Genomic DNA, 16,053 nt, shown 5'->3' with positions numbered 1-16,053 from the left:
CCGACGCGGACTGCGGCGATCAGCCACTATTCACTTTGTGCCATCAACGCCGCGGCGGCGCATCTGGATCACTACAAGTTGACGTTTGCGAGTTGCGCACGGACTTCCCGCGACGCTGTGCGCGGGGGTCCAAGAAGCGTTGGCTTCTGCCTGCTAGTCTGACCGATCGTGATCGCCGCCGGACTGTGGCGGTTTTCACATTCGGTGCGAGCACGTATTTTCTGGAAGCGATTGAAAGCTCAGCTGGTTACTTCACAGGAGCTGACCATGACGAAAATCATTCTTGTTTCGATCGCAGTTGCTTCTCTCTCCACGGCGGCATTTGCCGATGCACGGACGGCACAACACCGGACCCACCAACGCCTCGTGATGGGTACCGCACTGAGTCCTGCCGTGCTCAACGCCAACGCCAGTCTGAATGGCGATGTCAGCGACCGCGCGATGCATATGCGGAATCTTCGCGAGTCCGGTTACAACCCGAAGAACGATTTCGACGCGAACGGCAACGTGTGGGTTGGCAATTAACCGAGTGCGGGAGGGCCGGGGGAGCCCTCCCTCAAAGCGCGTTCAAGCTGGTTATCCCGCTCGTTGGACCTGGCCGCTCGAATGAGGAGCAGCGGATAGGCTGGCTGCCTCGTCTGTTTTTCCTGACCAGGCACTGTGCGCAGCGTCGCATTGCATCTGCAGCGACGTGCGGTTATCTCGCGCCGACAGCTTGGAAACAAAGGTCGCTTAATGCTGCTGCCCGACGGTTACTCCGACATCCCCCACGGCAAAATCGCTGCCGTCGTCACCCATCTGGAAATGACCGCCCGCCCGCTGCGCCGCGACGATCCGCCCGGCGCGTGGCGCCTGCGCAAGGTCGAGCCGCCCGCGCTCGACTGGTATCGCGATATCTATCGCCGCGTCGGCGAGGAGTGGCTGTGGTTCACCCGCACCGCGCTCGATGATTCCGATCTCGCCTCGAGGATCCACGCCCCCGGCAACGAGCTCTACGGGCTGGCCGTCGACGGCAATGACGAAGGCCTGCTCGAGCTCGATTTCAGCGTGCTTGGCGAATGCCAGCTGCTCTATTTCGGCGTCACCGCAAAATTCATCGGCACCGGCGCCGCGCGCTTCCTGATGAACCACGCGCTCGAGATCGTCTGGTCGCGCGACGTCAGCCGCGTCTGGGTGCACACCTGCACCTTCGACCATCCCTCGGCCGTCGCATTCTACCAGCGCTCCGGCTTCCGTCCGTTCCTGCGGCAGATCGAGGTGGCGGATGATCCGAGGCTCGACGGCAAACTGCCGCGCGATGCGGCGAGGCATGTGCCGGTGATTGGGTAGCTGCTCTGCCGTCGTCCCGGGCAAGCGTAAGCGCGACCCGGGACCCGTTGCGCACCAGGCCGGAACGGCACGCTGAGCGAGCAACGGCTGCCTCAGCGGAATTAACGGCAGGCAATGCTTCATTGGAATGACTCCGCATGTTGCAACGCGACGCAACCCATCTAGGATGGTGCAAAGCGCAACCTTTGACCCGGCGTGGCTGCTACACCTCTGCTTTGAGGCGCGGCGTGCTGAGGCATGACCGACGAGATGACAGATGTTTTTGATCGGCCAGTACGACTCGCCCTTCGTCCGCCGCACCGCGATCGCGCTGCGGCTCTATGGATTGCCGTTCGAGCACAAGCCGTGGTCGACCTTCGGCGATGCCGAGAAGGTTGCGGCCTACAATCCGCTGCGGCGGGTGCCGACGCTGGTGCTCGATGACGGCGAGGCGCTGATCGAGAGTAGTGCGATCCTGGATTATCTCGATGAGCTGGTCGGGCCGGAGCGGGCGATGATCGCGCGCTCGGGGCCCGAGCGGCGCAAGCATCTGCGCATCACGGCGCTGGCGACCGGGCTCGCCGACAAGGCGGTGAGCCTTGTCTATGAGCGCGTGCTGCGCAAGGAGCAGTTGAAACTCTGGGTCGAGCGTTGCGAGGCGCAGATCGCGGGCGTGCTCGCGGTGCTGGAGCAGGAGCGCGCGGCGGTGCCGTCGCCATATTGGCTGGGTGATCGCATCGGTCATGCCGACATCGCGGTGGCCTGCGCGCTGCGCTTCACCGGCGAGGCGCATCCGCATCTGTTCGACGCGCGCTACCCGGCGCTCAAGGCCCACGCCGCGCGCTGCGAGGCGCTGCCGCCGTTCCAGGAGATCGTGCAGCCACTGGCGCCGCCGAGCGGTTAGGGCGGCGTACCGTCATCTCCCTCCGTCGTCATTCCCCGGTGCACAGTTGCGCACTCACAGCCCGTGCAACACACTCAGTGTCGTCCCGGGCTTCGCCGGGACGACGGTCGAGAGAGAACCGCGCGCACGCCTGCGCCTCTGCCTGTCCCTTGCAACGCGCTCGCAAACTACTTCGGCCGCATCGCTTCCGGTGTATCCGGCTGCGCGGACGGATGCGCCTTGGCGAATTCCGGCAACGCCATGGCGGTCTCGTGGATGCGCTTCACGGTCGGCCAGGGCGACAGGCTGATCTGCTGGTTGATCGCCGCCGTGACGTGGCCGACTAGGCAAATGTCGGCAAGGGTGGGCGCATCGCCGTGGCAGAACCGGCCGGTTGCCTTGTGGCCGGCGAGGTGGCCCTCGAGCGCGGCCAGCGTCTCGACCGTCCAGTGCCGCCGCCAGGCGTTCTGCTGGCTGTCGCGCAGATCGAGCTCGCGATCGAGATAGCGGCGCACCCGCGGTGTCAGCAGCGGATGGCCCTCGCAGGCGACGATCAGCGCCAGCCCGCGCACCCGGGCGCGGCCGAGCGCATCCGCCGGCAGCAGCGGCGGCGTCGGAAAAGTCTCGTCGAGCCAGTCGATGATCGCGAGCGACTGGAACAGCACCGTGCCGTCGTCGGTCACCAGCGCCGGCAGCGCCATCTGCGGATTGATCTTGCGATAGGCGTCAGTGCGATGCGCGTCCGCATCGAGATCGACGAAGGCGACATCGGCGGCCACGCCCTTGAGGTTGAGCGCGATCCGCACCCGAAAGCTCGCCAGCGAGCGCCAGAAGGAGAAGAACTGCATGGGGAATTCTCTCTGCGCCACACGACGAAGGCCGTAGCCCGGATGAAGCACAAGCGAAATCCGGGTCCGGTCGTCGTTCGGTCGCAGTTTATCCCGGATTACGCTTCGCTGCATCCGGGCTACGGCGCTTCACCCTCCCCTGGAGGGGGAGGGTCGTATCGCATCGCGCGGAGCGATGCGATACGGGGTGGGGTGACGGTCTCTCCGCTGAAGCGGTGCCCGAGTGGAGGGATCACCCCACCCCGGTGCGCATTCCGCTTCGCTCCATGTGCACCGACCCTCCCCCTCCAGGGGAGGGTGAAAGAGCTATCCCGCGCCCACCTTCTTCTTGCGCCAGGCGAGGTGCACGGCGCAGGTGCAGCCCTGCGGATGCGAGGCCAGCTCCGCGTCGTTGGCAGGCGTCGCGGCGGGCGCGATCGCCGGTCCCTTGGCGCCGTCCTGCGCGGGGATGTAGTTCAGCACCGGCGCCAGCCAGCGTTCGATCTCGGCGACCGTCATGGCCTTGCGCGCGGCGTAGTCCTCGACCTGGTCACGTTCGATCTTGCCGACGCCGAAGTAGAAGCTTTCGGGATGCGAGAAGTACAGGCCCGAGACCGACGAGCCCGGCCACATCGCAAAGCTCTCGGTCAGCTTCACGCCGGCGGTGTTCTCGGCATCGAGCAGCGCGAACAGCGTCCGCTTCTCGGTGTGGTCGGGCTGCGCCGGATAGCCGGGCGCGGGGCGGATGCCGTCATATTTCTCGAGGATCAGTTCGTCCGCCGACCACGCCTCGCCCGGCGCATAGGCCCAGAACTCCTTGCGCACGCGCTGGTGCATGCGCTCGGCGAAGGCTTCGGCCAGGCGATCGGCCAGCGCCTTGCACAGGATCGAGGAGTAGTCGTCGTTGGCGTTCTTGAAGCGGTCGGCGACCGCATCCTCGCCGATCCCCGCGGTGACGACGAAGCCGCCGATATAGTCGGGCACGCCGGTCTCGACGGGCGCGATGAAGTCGGACAGCGCGGCGTTGAAGCGGCCCTCGCGCTTCTCGAGCTGCTGGCGCAGCGTGTGGAAGGTCGCGATCTTCTGCTTCCGCGTCTCGTCGGCATAGACCTCGATGTCGTCACCGACGGCGTTCGCCGGCCAGAAGCCGACGGTGGCGCGGGCGGTGAACCACTTCTCCTTGATGAGCGTGTCGAGCATCTTGCGCGCGTCGGCATAGAGCGAGCGGGCGACTTCGCCGACCTTGGGATCGTCGAGGATCGCCGGGAAGCGGCCGGTCAGCTCCCAGGTCTGGAAGAACGGCGTCCAGTCGATGTAGTCGGCGAGCTCGGCGAGATCGTAGGCGTCGAAGCTCTTCAGCCCGAAGAAGGCCGGCTTCTTCGGCGGCGCCGCCGCGAAGTCGATCGCGACCTTGTTGGCGCGGGCCTCGCCAAGCTTCAGCCGCTTCTTGTCGGCCTGGGCGCGGAAATGCGCCGTCGAGATTTTTGCGTATTCGGCCCGCACCTCGGCGGCGTAGGCCTGCTTCTTCTCGGCCGACAGCAGCGAGGAAGCGACGCCGACCGCTCGGCTCGCATCGTTGACATGCACGACCGGGCCGCCCGGATAGTTCGGGTCGATCTTCACGGCGGTGTGCACGCGGCTCGTGGTGGCGCCGCCGATCAAAAGCGGCAGGTTCATGCCCTGCCGTTGCAGCTCGCCGGCGAGGAAGCTCATCTCGTCGAGCGAGGGCGTGATCAGGCCGGACAGGCCGATGATGTCGGCACCCTCGGCCTTCGCGGTCTCGATGATCTTGTTGGCGGGCACCATGACGCCGAGGTCGATGACCTCGAAATTGTTGCACTGGAGCACGATGCCGACGATGTTCTTGCCGATGTCGTGGACGTCGCCCTTCACCGTCGCGAGCACGATCTTGCCCGCGGCGTTGCGGCCGCCGGTGATGCCGTTGGCGAGGTTGCGGGCCTTCTCCTCCTCCATGAACGGCATCAGATAGGCGACCGCCTGCTTCATCACGCGGGCCGACTTCACGACCTGCGGCAGGAACATCTTGCCGTCGCCGAACAGATCGCCGACCACGTTCATGCCGGCCATCAGCGGCCCCTCGATGACGTCGAGCGGACGGGACGCGTTCTGGCGCGCGGCCTCGGTGTCCGCTTCGATGAACTCGGTGATGCCGTGCACCAAGGCGTGGGACAGCCGCTTCTCGACCGGCCAGTCGCGCCAGGCGAGATCGGTTTCCTTGGTCTGCTTCTCCTTGCCGCGGAATTTCTCGGCCAGCGCCAAGAGTCGCTCGGAGGCGCCGGGATCGCGGTTGAGGATCACGTCCTCGCAGGTCTGGCGCAGCTCGGGATCGATGTCGTCATAGACGATCATCTGTCCGGCGTTGACAATGCCCATGTCCATGCCGGCATGGATCGCGTGATACAGGAACACCGAGTGCATCGCCTCGCGCACCGGCTCGTTGCCGCGGAACGAGAACGACAGGTTGGAGACGCCGCCGGAGATGTGGGCGCCGGGCAGGTTCGCCCGGATCCAGCGCGTCGCCTCGATGAAGTCGACGCCGTAATTGTTGTGCTCCTCGAGGCCGGTCGCGATCGCAAAAATGTTCGGATCGAAGATGATGTCCTCGGGCGGGAAGTCGAGCCGGCCGACCAGGATGTCGTAGGCGCGCTTGCTGATCTCGGTCTTGCGCTTGAACGTGTCGGCCTGGCCGGTCTCGTCGAATGCCATCACCACCACGGCGGCGCCGTGGCGCTTGGCGACGGTCGCTTCATGGATGAACTTCTCCTCGCCCTCCTTGAGCGAGATCGAGTTCACGATCGGCTTGCCCTGGATGCATTTCAGGCCGGCCTCGATGACGTGGAATTTCGAGGAGTCGACCATCACGGGCACGCGCGCGATGTCGGGCTCGGCGGCGACGAGGTTGAGGAACGTCACCATCGCCGCCTCGGAATCGAGCAGGCCCTCATCCATGTTGACGTCGATGACCTGGGCGCCGTTCTCGACCTGGTCGCGCGCGACCTGCAGCGCGGCGGTGTAGTCGCCGGCGGTGATCAGCTTGCGGAATCGTGCGGAGCCGGTGACGTTGGTGCGCTCGCCGACATTCACGAACGGAATGGCGTCGGTCAGCGTGAACGGCTCGAGGCCGGACAGCCTGAGCCGCGGTGCGATCTCGGGCACCACGCGCGGCTTGTGCGGGGCGACGGCCCTGGCGATCGCCGCGATATGGTCGGGCGTGGTGCCGCAGCAGCCGCCGACGATGTTGACGAGGCCGGCAGCGGCGAACTCGCCGATCAGCCGCGCCATGTAGTCCGGCGTCTCGTCATATTGACCGAATTCGTTGGGCAGGCCGGCGTTCGGATAAGCACACACGAGCGTGTCGGCGACGCGGCCGATATCGGCGATGTGCGCGCGCAGATCCTCGGCGCCGAGTGCGCAGTTGAAGCCGATCGTGATTGGCCTCGCGTGCCGCACCGAATGCCAGAACGCCTCGGGCAACTGGCCGGAGAGCAGGCGGCCGGACTTGTCGGTGATGGTGCCGGAAATCATTACGGGCACGTCGATGCCGCGCTCCTCGATGATCTCGGAGATCGCGTACAGCGCCGCCTTGGCGTTCAGCGTGTCGAAGATGGTCTCGACCAGCAGCATGTCGGCGCCGCCGTCGAGCAGGCCCTTGGCCTGTTCGCCATAGGCCTTGCGCAGATCGTCGAAGGTCACCGCGCGATAGCCTGGATTGGAGACGTCGGGCGAGATCGAGGCGGTGCGGTTGGTCGGGCCGAGTGCGCCGGCGACAAAGCGCGGCCTGCCGTCCTCGGCGCTCACCCGCTCGGCGGCCGTGCGCGCCAGCCGGGCGCCCTGCAGGTTCAGCTCATAGGCGAGGTCCGACATGTCGTAGTCGGCCTGCGCGATCGAGGTCGAAGAGAAGGTGTTGGTCGCGACGATGTCGGCGCCGGCGCGCAGATAGGCGGCGTGGATGTCCGTGATCGCCTCGGGCTGGGTCAGGATCAGCAGATCGTTGTTGCCCTTGATGTCGCGGTGGAAGTCCGCAAAGCGCGCGCCGCGGAAGGCGGCTTCGTCGAATTGCAGGCCCTGGATCATCGTGCCCATGGCGCCGTCGAGCACCAGGATGCGCTCGCGGGCAGCCGCGAGCAAAGCGTTACGCTTGGGGGAAACGGGAACGGACATGTGTCAGGCAGCTTTCTGGGCACCGTTCGGCCGGATGCCGAGCAGGTGGCTGATCGCGAACACGAGGTCCGCGCGGTTCATGGTGTAGAAGTGGAAGGTGTCGACGCCGTGCTTGAACAGCTTCTGCACCTGGCCGGCGGCGACGGTGGCGGCGACCAGCTTGCGGGTCTCGGCGTCGTTGTCGAGGCCCTCGAACTTCTCGGCGAGCCAGTCCGGCACGCTGGTGCCGGCGCGCGTCACGAAATTGCGCGCCTGCTTGAAATTGTGCATCGGCATGATGCCCGGCACGATCGGAATCTCGATGCCGCGCGCGCGCACCCGGTCGACGTAGCGGTGGTAGAGGTCGTTGTCGAAGAACACCTGGGTGATCGCGCGCGTCGCGCCGGCGTCGACCTTGGCCTTCAGCGTGTCGATGTCGGCGTCGAAATCCTTCGCTTCCGGATGCTTCTCGGGATAGGCGGACACCGAGATCTCGATGTCGGCGTGGCGCCGCTTGATCCCGGCGACAAGCTCGGCCGAGCTCTGGTAGCCGTCCGGATGGGTGAAGTAGGGCGTGCCGATGCCGCCGGGCGGATCGCCGCGCAGTGCGACGATGTGACGGACGCCGACCTCATGATAGCGGTCGACGATGTCGTCGATCTCGCCGCGCGAGGCGCTGACGCAGGTCAGATGCGCAGCCGGCAGCAGATCGGTCTCACGCAGGATGCGAGTGATGGTCGAATGGGTACGCTCGCGGGTCGAGCCGCCGGCGCCGTAGGTGACCGAAACGAAGTTCGGCGTCAGCGGCGCCAGGCGATTGATCGTCTCCCAGAGATTGCGCTCCATCTCCTCGGTCTTCGGCGGGAAGAACTCGAAGGAGATTTTCGGCGCCTTGGGCGCACGCGGTGCGTTCGGCACGGAGGAAATGGTCTCGGTCATGATACGCAAAGGCTCCGCAACTGGAGGGCAGACGTCCGGCCTGGATATGAAGACCCTAAGATAAGCCAAACGCGTGGGATCAAACAGCCCATCGGATATGGGAAATTGCCCATTCGTGGTGCAGATTTGTCAAAAATTGACTATCGAGAATGTCTGGTGGGCAAGCCATTGGCTTCGCGTTGATAGTACTAAGATATTGAAAATATTTAAATAATAATGATTTTGCAAGTGATTGGAGGTTCGAAATCGATTGTGGGTAGCTTGGTGCATCAATGAATTGTTGTATATCGTCCCAAAATCGGTGGCTGCCCGCGCCGATGTTCCGCTGCGGGACTGGTCTGCGCGGTCGGGGCCTTTGTCGCCTCGTGGCGTCACACTAGGTTGACCGCCATGATTCCGCTCTCCGTCCTCGACCTGTCCGTCGTCACCACCGGCACCAGGCCGGCCGCTGCGCTCCGCAACAGCATCGACCTGGCGCGCCATGTCGATGGTCTCGGCTACACACGTTATTGGCTCGCCGAACACCACAACCTCGCTTCCGTCGCGAGCCCGGCGCCCGATCTGATGATCGGGCAGATCGCGGCGGTGACGCAGCATATCCGTGTCGGCTCCGGCGGCGTGATGCTGCCCAACCACGCGCCGCTCGTCGTCGCCGAACGCTTCAAGATGCTGGAGGCGCTGTTTCCCGGCCGCATCGATCTCGGCCTCGGCCGCGCGCCCGGCACCGACGGGGCCACCGCCTACGCGCTGCGCAGCCGGCTCGATCGCCGCGAGGGCGATGATTTCCTCGAGCGGCTGCACGAGCTGACCTTGTGGGAGACGCGCGATTTCCCACCCGGCCATCCCTATAACAATGTGGTGGCGATGCCGGACGACTCGCCGCTGCCGCCGATCTGGCTGCTCGGCTCGAGCGACTATTCCGCCGAGCTCGCCGCACAGGTCGGGATGGGCTTTGCATTCGCGCATCATTTTGCCACTCACGACGCAATTGCGGCGATGACGAATTACCGCGCGCATTTCAAGCCGTCGGGCTGGCGCGCGACGCCGCAGGCGATCCTGGCGGTCGCCGTCGTCACGGCGGAGAGCGACGCCGAGGCCGAGCGGCTTGCAATGTCGATGGATCTCAACCGGCTGCGCCGCGACCGCGGCCAGTATCTGCCGCTGCCTAGCGTCGAGGAGGCAGAAGCCTATCCCTACACCGACGCCGAGCGCGCCTCGATCGCGCGCAACCGCGCCCGCCTCTTCGTCGGCAGGCCCGCAACCGTGATGACGAAGCTGGAGCCGCTGATCGCGGCGACCCAGGCCGACGAGCTGATGGTGATATCAGCGGTCTACGACCACGCGGCGCGGAAGAAGTCGTACAGCCTGCTCGCCGAGGCGTTCGGGCTGGAGAAGAGGGCGGCATAATGACCGTCGTCCCGGCGAAGGCCGGGACCCATACGCCGCGGCCCCAGTTGTTGCGCAAGCTGGTTGCCGCCTTGCTGCCTACGAACGTCGGTGGTTGGGTCCCGGCCTGCGCCGGGACGACGCGCGGAAAAGATTGCGTTCGTGCGACTCAGTCCTGCGTCTCGCTGAAGGTCGCGCGGAACGGGTGGCCGGGATAGACGCCCACGATGCGGAATTCGCGCGAGAAGAATTTCAATTCCTCGATCGCAAAGGCGAGCCCGCGGTCGTCGGGGTGGCCGTCGACATCGGCATAGAATTGCGTGGCGAAGAAATTGCCGTCAACCATGTAGCTTTCGAGCTTGGTCATGTTGACGCCGTTGGTGGCAAAGCCGCCCAGCGCCTTGTACAGCGCGGCGGGCAAGTTGCGCACCCGGAAGACAAAAGTCGTGACTAGCGGCCCCGAGCCCTGCGCGGCCCATTTGGCCTCGCGCGCCAGCACCACGAAGCGGGTGGTGTTGTGGGCTTCGTCCTCGATGTCCTCGGCGAGAATGTCGAGGCCGTAGATATCGGCGGCGAGGCGGGAGGCGATCGCCGCCACGCTCTTGTCGCCGCGCTCGGAGATGTCGCGGGCGCTGCCGGCGGTGTCGGCGGCGACGATCGGCTTGATGCCGAGCTTGCGGATGACGCGGCGGCACTGGCCGAGCGCGTGGACGTGGCTCTCCACGCTCTTGATGTCGGCGAGTTTGGTGCCATTGATCGCCATCAGCTGGTGGCGGATCGGCAAGAACCATTCGCCGACGATGAACAGGCCCGAGGCGGGCAAGAGATGGTGGATGTCGGCGACGCGGCCGGCGACCGAATTCTCGATCGGGATCATGCCGAGATCGGCCTCGCCCGAGGAAATCGCCGCCAGCGCGTCCTCGAAGGTCGGGCAGGGCATCGGCTCGGCGTCGGGATAGGCCTCGACGATCGCGATATGGGAATTGGCGCCAGGCTCGCCCTGGAACGCGATTTTCAGCTTCTTGGTCATGGGTGGCCTTTTACCAGCCGATCAGGCTTTGGAAAGTATTCTGCGGGCGGTTTCGAGGTCGGCCGGGGTGTCGACGCCGCGCGGGACGGTGTCGACGATGGTGATGTCGATCCGCATCCCGGCTTCCAGTGCGCGGAGCTGCTCGAGCTTTTCCTGCTGCTCCAGCGGCGAGGGCGGCAACGCCACGAACCGCTCCAGCGCGGCGCGGCGGTAGGCGTACAGGCCGATATGATGGTAGCGCGGCCCGTCGCCATAAGGCGCGGTGGCGCGGGTGAAATACAGCGCGCGCAACCGGTTCGGCCCGATCGGCGAGCCGACGGCCTTGACGACGCTGGGGGCCTGATCCTCCTCCTCGCTATGGATGCGCGAGGCCAGGGTCGAGATGTCGACTGCGGGATCGTCGAGCGCCGGCATCACGCTGCGGATGGTCTCGGGGCTGATGGTCGGGAAATCGCCCTGCAGATTGACCACGATCTCGGCATGGCCGCCCGGGTCGAGGGTCGTCATCGCTTCGTAAATCCGGTCCGAGCCGGACGGGTGGTCGGAGCGGGTCATCACGACCTCGCCGCCGGCGGCCTTCACCGCTGCAGCGATCTCGGCCGTGTCGGTCGCAACCGCAACCCGGCCGATGCCCGCCGCCTCGGCCCGCCGCAGCACATGGACGATCATCGGCACGCGGGCGATCTCGAGCAGCGGCTTTCCTGGCAGCCGGGTGGCGGCCATGCGAGCCGGAATCAGCACCAAGGTACGGGGTTGGGTCATTCGTGTCGGGGCCCGTCCGGCCTGCGGAAATTGCCGGGGAGGAGGTTGAATTCGGCGCGTTTATACGGGTTGCCAGAGCGCGGGCAAACCGATATCTCAACCCTGCTTGGGGCGGTGCGATAAGGCCGATTCCCAGGTCTCTCCCCGCGGCCGTATTCCCGGCCTGAAGTCGACATTCAAGGCCCGGAGCCTGACCCGAAATGGACTCCTTCGAACTCAACAAAATCCTCGGTGCGGTTCTCGGCACCTGCATCGTCGTCCTGGTGATGAGCTTTGCCGCCAGCGCGAAATTCGCGCCGAAGCTGCCGGAGAAGCCGGGTTTTGAGATCGCGGTGAAGGAAGAGTCCCATGGCGGTGGCGGCGAGGCCGCTGCGGCCTCCTCCGAGCCGATCGAGAAGTTGCTGCAGACCGCGTCCGTCGAGAAGGGCGCGGCGGCCGCCAAGAAGTGCCAGGCCTGCCACACCTTCGAGAAGGGCGGTCCCAACCGCGTCGGTCCGAACCTGTTCGGTGTTGTTGGCGAGAAGAAGGGCGAGGGCCGCGGCTTCAATTTCTCGGCCGCGATGAAGGGCAAGGGCGGCGAGTGGACCTTCGACGACCTCAACAAGTTCCTGACCAACCCGAAGGGCTTCGTCCCGGGCACCGCGATGGGCTTTGCCGGCGTGCCGAAGGACAGCGAGCGGGCCGACATCATCGCCTATCTGAATTCGAACTCGGAGCACCCGGCTCCGCTCCCGACCGCCTCGAAGTAACGATTTGCTTCGCGCAAGCATGCGGATGAAACGGCCAGGCAATGCCTGGCCGTTTTCGCATGGGGAATCCGCTGTCGCGGGGTTGTTATCGGGACGTTTCGCCGCACCGATATTGTTCCCGGGCCAATATCATGAGGAAAAAGCAACGTAATTTGTCGAACCGTTGCCTTATATTGGGTCCCATGTAAGCGGGGCCGCAAGCAGGAAGACCGAATTTGGCGATCACCCGACGACACCTCCTTCAAGGCAGCGCACTGGCGGCAATGGCTCCGGCGCTCCGACTCACCCCCGGCCTGTCGGCGATCACGCCGGCCTTCGCCGACGACGCCCCCAACGGGCTGAAATGGCGGCACGGCCTCTCGACCTACGGCGAAATCAAATATCCCGCCGACTTCAAGCGCTACGACTACGTCAAGCCGGACGCGCCGAAGGGCGGCGTGGTGCGGCTGTTCCAGCCCGGCACCTATGACAGCTTCAACCTCGTCGTTGCGGGGTTGAAGGGCTCCGTCTCGGCGGCTGTCGCTCGCATCTACGACTCGCTGATGGAGGCCTCGCTCGACGAGCCCGATACCTATTACGGCGAACTCGCCGAGGCGGCAGCCTTTCCCGATGATTTCTCCTACGTGATCTACCGCCTGCGGCCCGGATCACGCTGGCACGACGGCAAGCCGGTCACGCCGGAGGACGTGATCTTCTCCTTCGAGGCGTGGAAGGCGAACAGCCCGATGTTCAGCGCCTACTACCGGCATATCGTAAAGGCCGAGAAGATCGGCGATCGCGACGTCAAGTTCACCTTCGACAGCGCAGGCAACCGCGAGCTGCCGATGATTACCGGCCAGCTCACTATTTTGCCCAAGCATTGGTGGGAAGGCACCGACGCGCAGGGCAAGAAGCGTGACATCACCGCGAGCACGCTGGAGCCGCCGCTCGGTTCGGGTCCCTATCGGATCAAGGAGTTCGTCGCCGGACGGTCGGTGGTGCTTGAGCGTGTCAAGGACTACTGGGGCAAGGACATTCCGATCGCGATCGGACAGAACAATTTCGACGAGCTGCGCTACGAATATTTCCGCGACGACACGGTCGCGCGCGAGGCGCTGAAGGCCGACCAGTTCGATTGGTACGGCGAGCGCAGCGCGAAGGAGTGGGCGTCGGCCTACGACGTTCCGCCGGTGCGGGAGAAGCGGTTGCTCAAGGAGCTCTTCACCGTCCGCAATCAAGGCCGGATGCAGGGCTGGGTGTTCAACCTGAGGCGCCCGAAATTCGCCGACCCCAGACTGCGCCGCGCCTTCAACTACGCGTTCGATTTCGAAGAGATGAATCGCGTGCTTTCGACCGGCGACTATCATCGCGATTCAAGCTATTTCGACGGCATCCCCGACCTCATGGCGACCGGCCTGCCGGAAGGCAAGGAGCTCGAGATCCTGGAGACGGTGCGCGACAAGGTGCCGCCCGAAGTCTTTACGACACCCTACAAGGATCCGGTCGGTGGCACGCCGGAAAACGTGCGCGCCAATCTGCGCGAGGCGACGCGGCTGTTGAAGGATGCCGGCTTCGAGATTCGCGACCGCAAGCTGGTCGATTCGTCCGGTCAGCCGTTCACGGTCGAGATACTCGGCAACAGCGGCGATTCCGGCATGGAGCGGATCGCCCTGTTCTACAAGCCGAGCCTTGAGCGTCTCGGCATCACCGTCAATCTGCGTGCCGTCGACACTGTGCAATATCAAAATCGGGTCCGCGAATACGATTTCGAGATGGTCACCCAGGTCTGGGGCCAGTCGATCTCGCCCGGCAACGAGCAGCGCGACAATTTCGGCTCGCAGGCGGCCGACCGGCCAGGCTCCAACAATCTCCCCGGCATCAAGAATCCGGCCGTCGATGCCATCATCGAGCGTATCATCTTCGCCAACAGCCGCGCCGATCAGGTCGCCGCCGCCAAGGCGCTGGACCGGGTCTTGCTCTGGAACTTCTATCTTGTTCCACACTTCAATTACGACAAGCAGCGCTATGTCTATTGGGATCGCTTCAGCCATCCCGACCCGCTGCCGAAATACGCTGTTTCGGGATTCCCAAATCTTTGGTGGTACGACGCCGACAAGGCGGCCAAGCTCAAGCGTTCATAAAACTCAAGGATCCGCGCATGGCGCTATTCTCCCGTCGGCACGCACTCGGTCTCGGCATCGGTGCGTTGAGTGCTGCAGGCTTGCGTGCTGCACCGGCGGTGGCCGACAACGGAGCCGAGATGCACGGCATGTCGGTGTTCGGCGACCTGAAATATCCGGCGGATTTCAAGATCTTCGACTACGTCAATCCGAAGGCGCCGAAGGGCGGGGCGTTCTCAATGATCCCCTCGACCCGTGCCTACAACCAGTCCTTCTTTACGTTCAGTTCGTTCAACGCGTTCATCCTCAAGGGTGAAGGCGCGAAGGGCATGGAGATGACGTTCGATTCGTTGATGGCACGCGCGGGCGATGAGCCTGACGCGATGTACGGCCTGGCCGCAAGATCGGTCTCGATTTCTCCCGACAAGCTCACCTACCGCTTCACGATGCGGCCCGAGGCTCGCTTTCACGACGGCTCGAAGCTGACTGCGCAGGATGTCGCCTTCTCGCTCAACACGCTGAAGGAGAAAGGGCATCCGTTGATCGTGGTGCAACTGCGCGATTTCGTGAAGGCCGAGGCGCCCGACGACGGCACCGTGATCGTGACCTTTGCGCCTAATCGCGCGCGCGACGTGCCGCTTTATGTTGCGGGTCTGCCGATCTTCTCGAAGGCCTATTACGCGAATCGGCAGTTTGACGAGTCCACACTCGAAGTTCCGCTGGGCTCCGGGCCGTACATGGTCGGCAAGTTCGAGGTCAATCGTTACGTCGAGTATAACCGCCTCAAGGATTGGTGGGCAGCCGACTTGCCGGTCAATCGCGGCAGTTACAATTTCGACACCGTGCGCTACGAGTTCTACCGTGATCGCGATGTCGCGTTCGAGGGCTTCACAGGCAAAAATTATCTGTTTCGCGAGGAATTCACGTCCCGTGTCTGGGCGACGCGGTACGATTTCCCGGCTATCAAGGACGGGCGGGTCAAGCGCGAGACATTGCCGGACGAAACACCGTCCGGTGGGCAGGGTTGGTTCATTAACACCCGTCTCGACAAGTTCAAAGACCCGCGCGTTCGCGAAGCGCTAATCTATGCCTTCGATTTCGAATGGACCAACAAGACCATCATGTACGACGCTTACGCGCGCAGCGTCTCGCCTTTCCAGAATTCGGACATGGTGGCTGGTGGACTACCCTCGCCCGAGGAGTTGAAACTGCTCGAGCCATTCCGCGGCCAAGTGCCGGATGAGGTGTTCGGCGAGCCCTTTGTGCCGCCGGTGTCGGATGGATCGGGACAGGACCGCGCACTGCTGCGAAAGGCGACGCAGTTGCTCAACGATGCAGGATGCGTCGTCAAGGATGGCAAGCGGCGATTGCCTAACGGCGACCCGCTTACGATCGAGTTCCTGCTCGATGAGCCGACTTTCCAGCCGCATCACGCCAGCTTCATCAAGAATCTCAAGCCGCTTGGCATCGATGCCAACATCAGGCAGATCGACGCAGTGCAGTATCGTGCGCGTGTCGAGGCTTTCGATTTTGAGGTGACGACCCAGCGTATATCCATGTCGGCGACGCCGGGTGACAGCCTGAGGCCTTACTTCTCGTCCCAGGCTGCGACCACCAAGGGCTCCTACAATCTGGCGGGCGTTGCCAACCCGGCGATCGACGCATTGATCGAAAAAGCTATCGCTGCCGAGACGCGAGCGGACTTGACCTTTGCCTGCCGTGCGCTCGATCGCGTCTTCCGTGCCGGCCGCTATTGGGTGCCGCAATGGTATTCCAACAAGCACCGCGTCGCCTATTGGGACCAGTTCGGGCATCCGGAGAAGCCTGCGAAATATGCGGGCGTCGGCGCGCCCGAGAACTGGTGGTATGATGCGGCCAAGGCCGCGAAGCTCGAGCAGGCGAAGTAGCC

Annotated in this window: 12 protein-coding genes; 7 read left to right on the top strand and 5 right to left on the bottom strand. The window is 64.5% G+C overall.

What is annotated here, in order from left to right:
* Window positions 1-267 precede the first annotated feature (267 nt).
* From JEY66_RS39200 to JEY66_RS39190, 3 genes are all read left to right on the top strand, one after another.
* On the top strand, window positions 268-525 hold the full coding sequence (locus JEY66_RS39200; protein ID WP_125459323.1) for a hypothetical protein: 258 nt from the start codon (window positions 268-270) through the stop codon (window positions 523-525).
* Window positions 526-735: 210 nt separating this feature from the next.
* Window positions 736-1,329, top strand: coding sequence for a GNAT family N-acetyltransferase (locus JEY66_RS39195; RefSeq protein WP_016844080.1), 594 nt, complete (start codon window positions 736-738; stop codon window positions 1,327-1,329).
* A 256-nt stretch (window positions 1,330-1,585) separates the two neighbouring features.
* Complete coding sequence (locus JEY66_RS39190; RefSeq protein WP_016844081.1) at window positions 1,586-2,212, top strand: glutathione S-transferase family protein; 627 nt, start codon at window positions 1,586-1,588, stop codon at window positions 2,210-2,212.
* A 167-nt stretch (window positions 2,213-2,379) separates the two neighbouring features.
* On the opposite strand, the gene maiA is transcribed toward JEY66_RS39190, so the two are convergent.
* The 3 genes from maiA to metF all read right to left on the bottom strand — a co-directional run bounded on the left by maiA (window position 2,380) and on the right by metF (window position 8,118).
* The gene (maiA, locus tag JEY66_RS39185) at window positions 2,380-3,039 is read right to left on the bottom strand and encodes a maleylacetoacetate isomerase (protein ID WP_018269590.1); all 660 of its coding nucleotides are present in this window, start codon (window positions 3,037-3,039) and stop codon (window positions 2,380-2,382) included.
* 306 nt (window positions 3,040-3,345) lie between these two features.
* Entirely contained in the window at window positions 3,346-7,200 is a 3,855-nt protein-coding gene (gene metH / locus JEY66_RS39180; protein ID WP_026192170.1) for a methionine synthase, read from the bottom strand.
* A 3-nt stretch (window positions 7,201-7,203) separates the two neighbouring features.
* Window positions 7,204-8,118 (bottom strand): methylenetetrahydrofolate reductase [NAD(P)H], encoded by a 915-nt coding sequence (gene metF / locus JEY66_RS39175; RefSeq protein ID WP_016840922.1) that lies wholly within the window; start codon window positions 8,116-8,118, stop codon window positions 7,204-7,206.
* A gap of 390 nt (window positions 8,119-8,508) precedes the next feature.
* Here metF and JEY66_RS39170 point away from each other — a divergent pair, with 390 nt between their 5' ends.
* Entirely contained in the window at window positions 8,509-9,525 is a 1,017-nt protein-coding gene (locus JEY66_RS39170) for an LLM class flavin-dependent oxidoreductase (protein ID WP_016840923.1), read from the top strand.
* A 148-nt stretch (window positions 9,526-9,673) separates the two neighbouring features.
* Here the strand turns inward: JEY66_RS39170 and JEY66_RS39165 are convergent, their stop codons facing one another.
* Both JEY66_RS39165 and JEY66_RS39160 read right to left on the bottom strand, forming a co-directional pair.
* The gene (locus tag JEY66_RS39165; RefSeq protein ID WP_018269592.1) at window positions 9,674-10,534 is read right to left on the bottom strand and encodes a prephenate dehydratase; all 861 of its coding nucleotides are present in this window, start codon (window positions 10,532-10,534) and stop codon (window positions 9,674-9,676) included.
* A gap of 21 nt (window positions 10,535-10,555) precedes the next feature.
* Window positions 10,556-11,296 (bottom strand): 3-deoxy-manno-octulosonate cytidylyltransferase, encoded by a 741-nt coding sequence (locus JEY66_RS39160; RefSeq protein ID WP_026192171.1) that lies wholly within the window; start codon window positions 11,294-11,296, stop codon window positions 10,556-10,558.
* A 200-nt stretch (window positions 11,297-11,496) separates the two neighbouring features.
* Between JEY66_RS39160 and JEY66_RS39155 the strand changes: the two genes are divergently transcribed.
* From JEY66_RS39155 to JEY66_RS39145, 3 genes are all read left to right on the top strand, one after another.
* Window positions 11,497-12,045: a c-type cytochrome gene (locus JEY66_RS39155; protein WP_016842622.1), complete on the top strand. Its 549-nt coding sequence runs from the start codon at window positions 11,497-11,499 to the stop codon at window positions 12,043-12,045.
* 263 nt (window positions 12,046-12,308) lie between these two features.
* A complete protein-coding gene (locus tag JEY66_RS39150) occupies window positions 12,309-14,165 on the top strand; it encodes an extracellular solute-binding protein (RefSeq protein ID WP_016842623.1) in 1,857 nt (618 codons plus the stop codon).
* A gap of 17 nt (window positions 14,166-14,182) precedes the next feature.
* The gene (locus JEY66_RS39145) at window positions 14,183-16,051 is read left to right on the top strand and encodes an extracellular solute-binding protein (protein WP_026192173.1); all 1,869 of its coding nucleotides are present in this window, start codon (window positions 14,183-14,185) and stop codon (window positions 16,049-16,051) included.
* Window positions 16,052-16,053 lie beyond the last annotated feature (2 nt).

Source organism: Bradyrhizobium elkanii USDA 76 (assembly GCF_023278185.1).
GTDB lineage: Bacteria > Pseudomonadota > Alphaproteobacteria > Rhizobiales > Xanthobacteraceae > Bradyrhizobium > Bradyrhizobium elkanii.
Note: the sequence above shows the minus strand (reverse complement) of the source record. Positions and strands in the feature narration are given on the sequence as shown.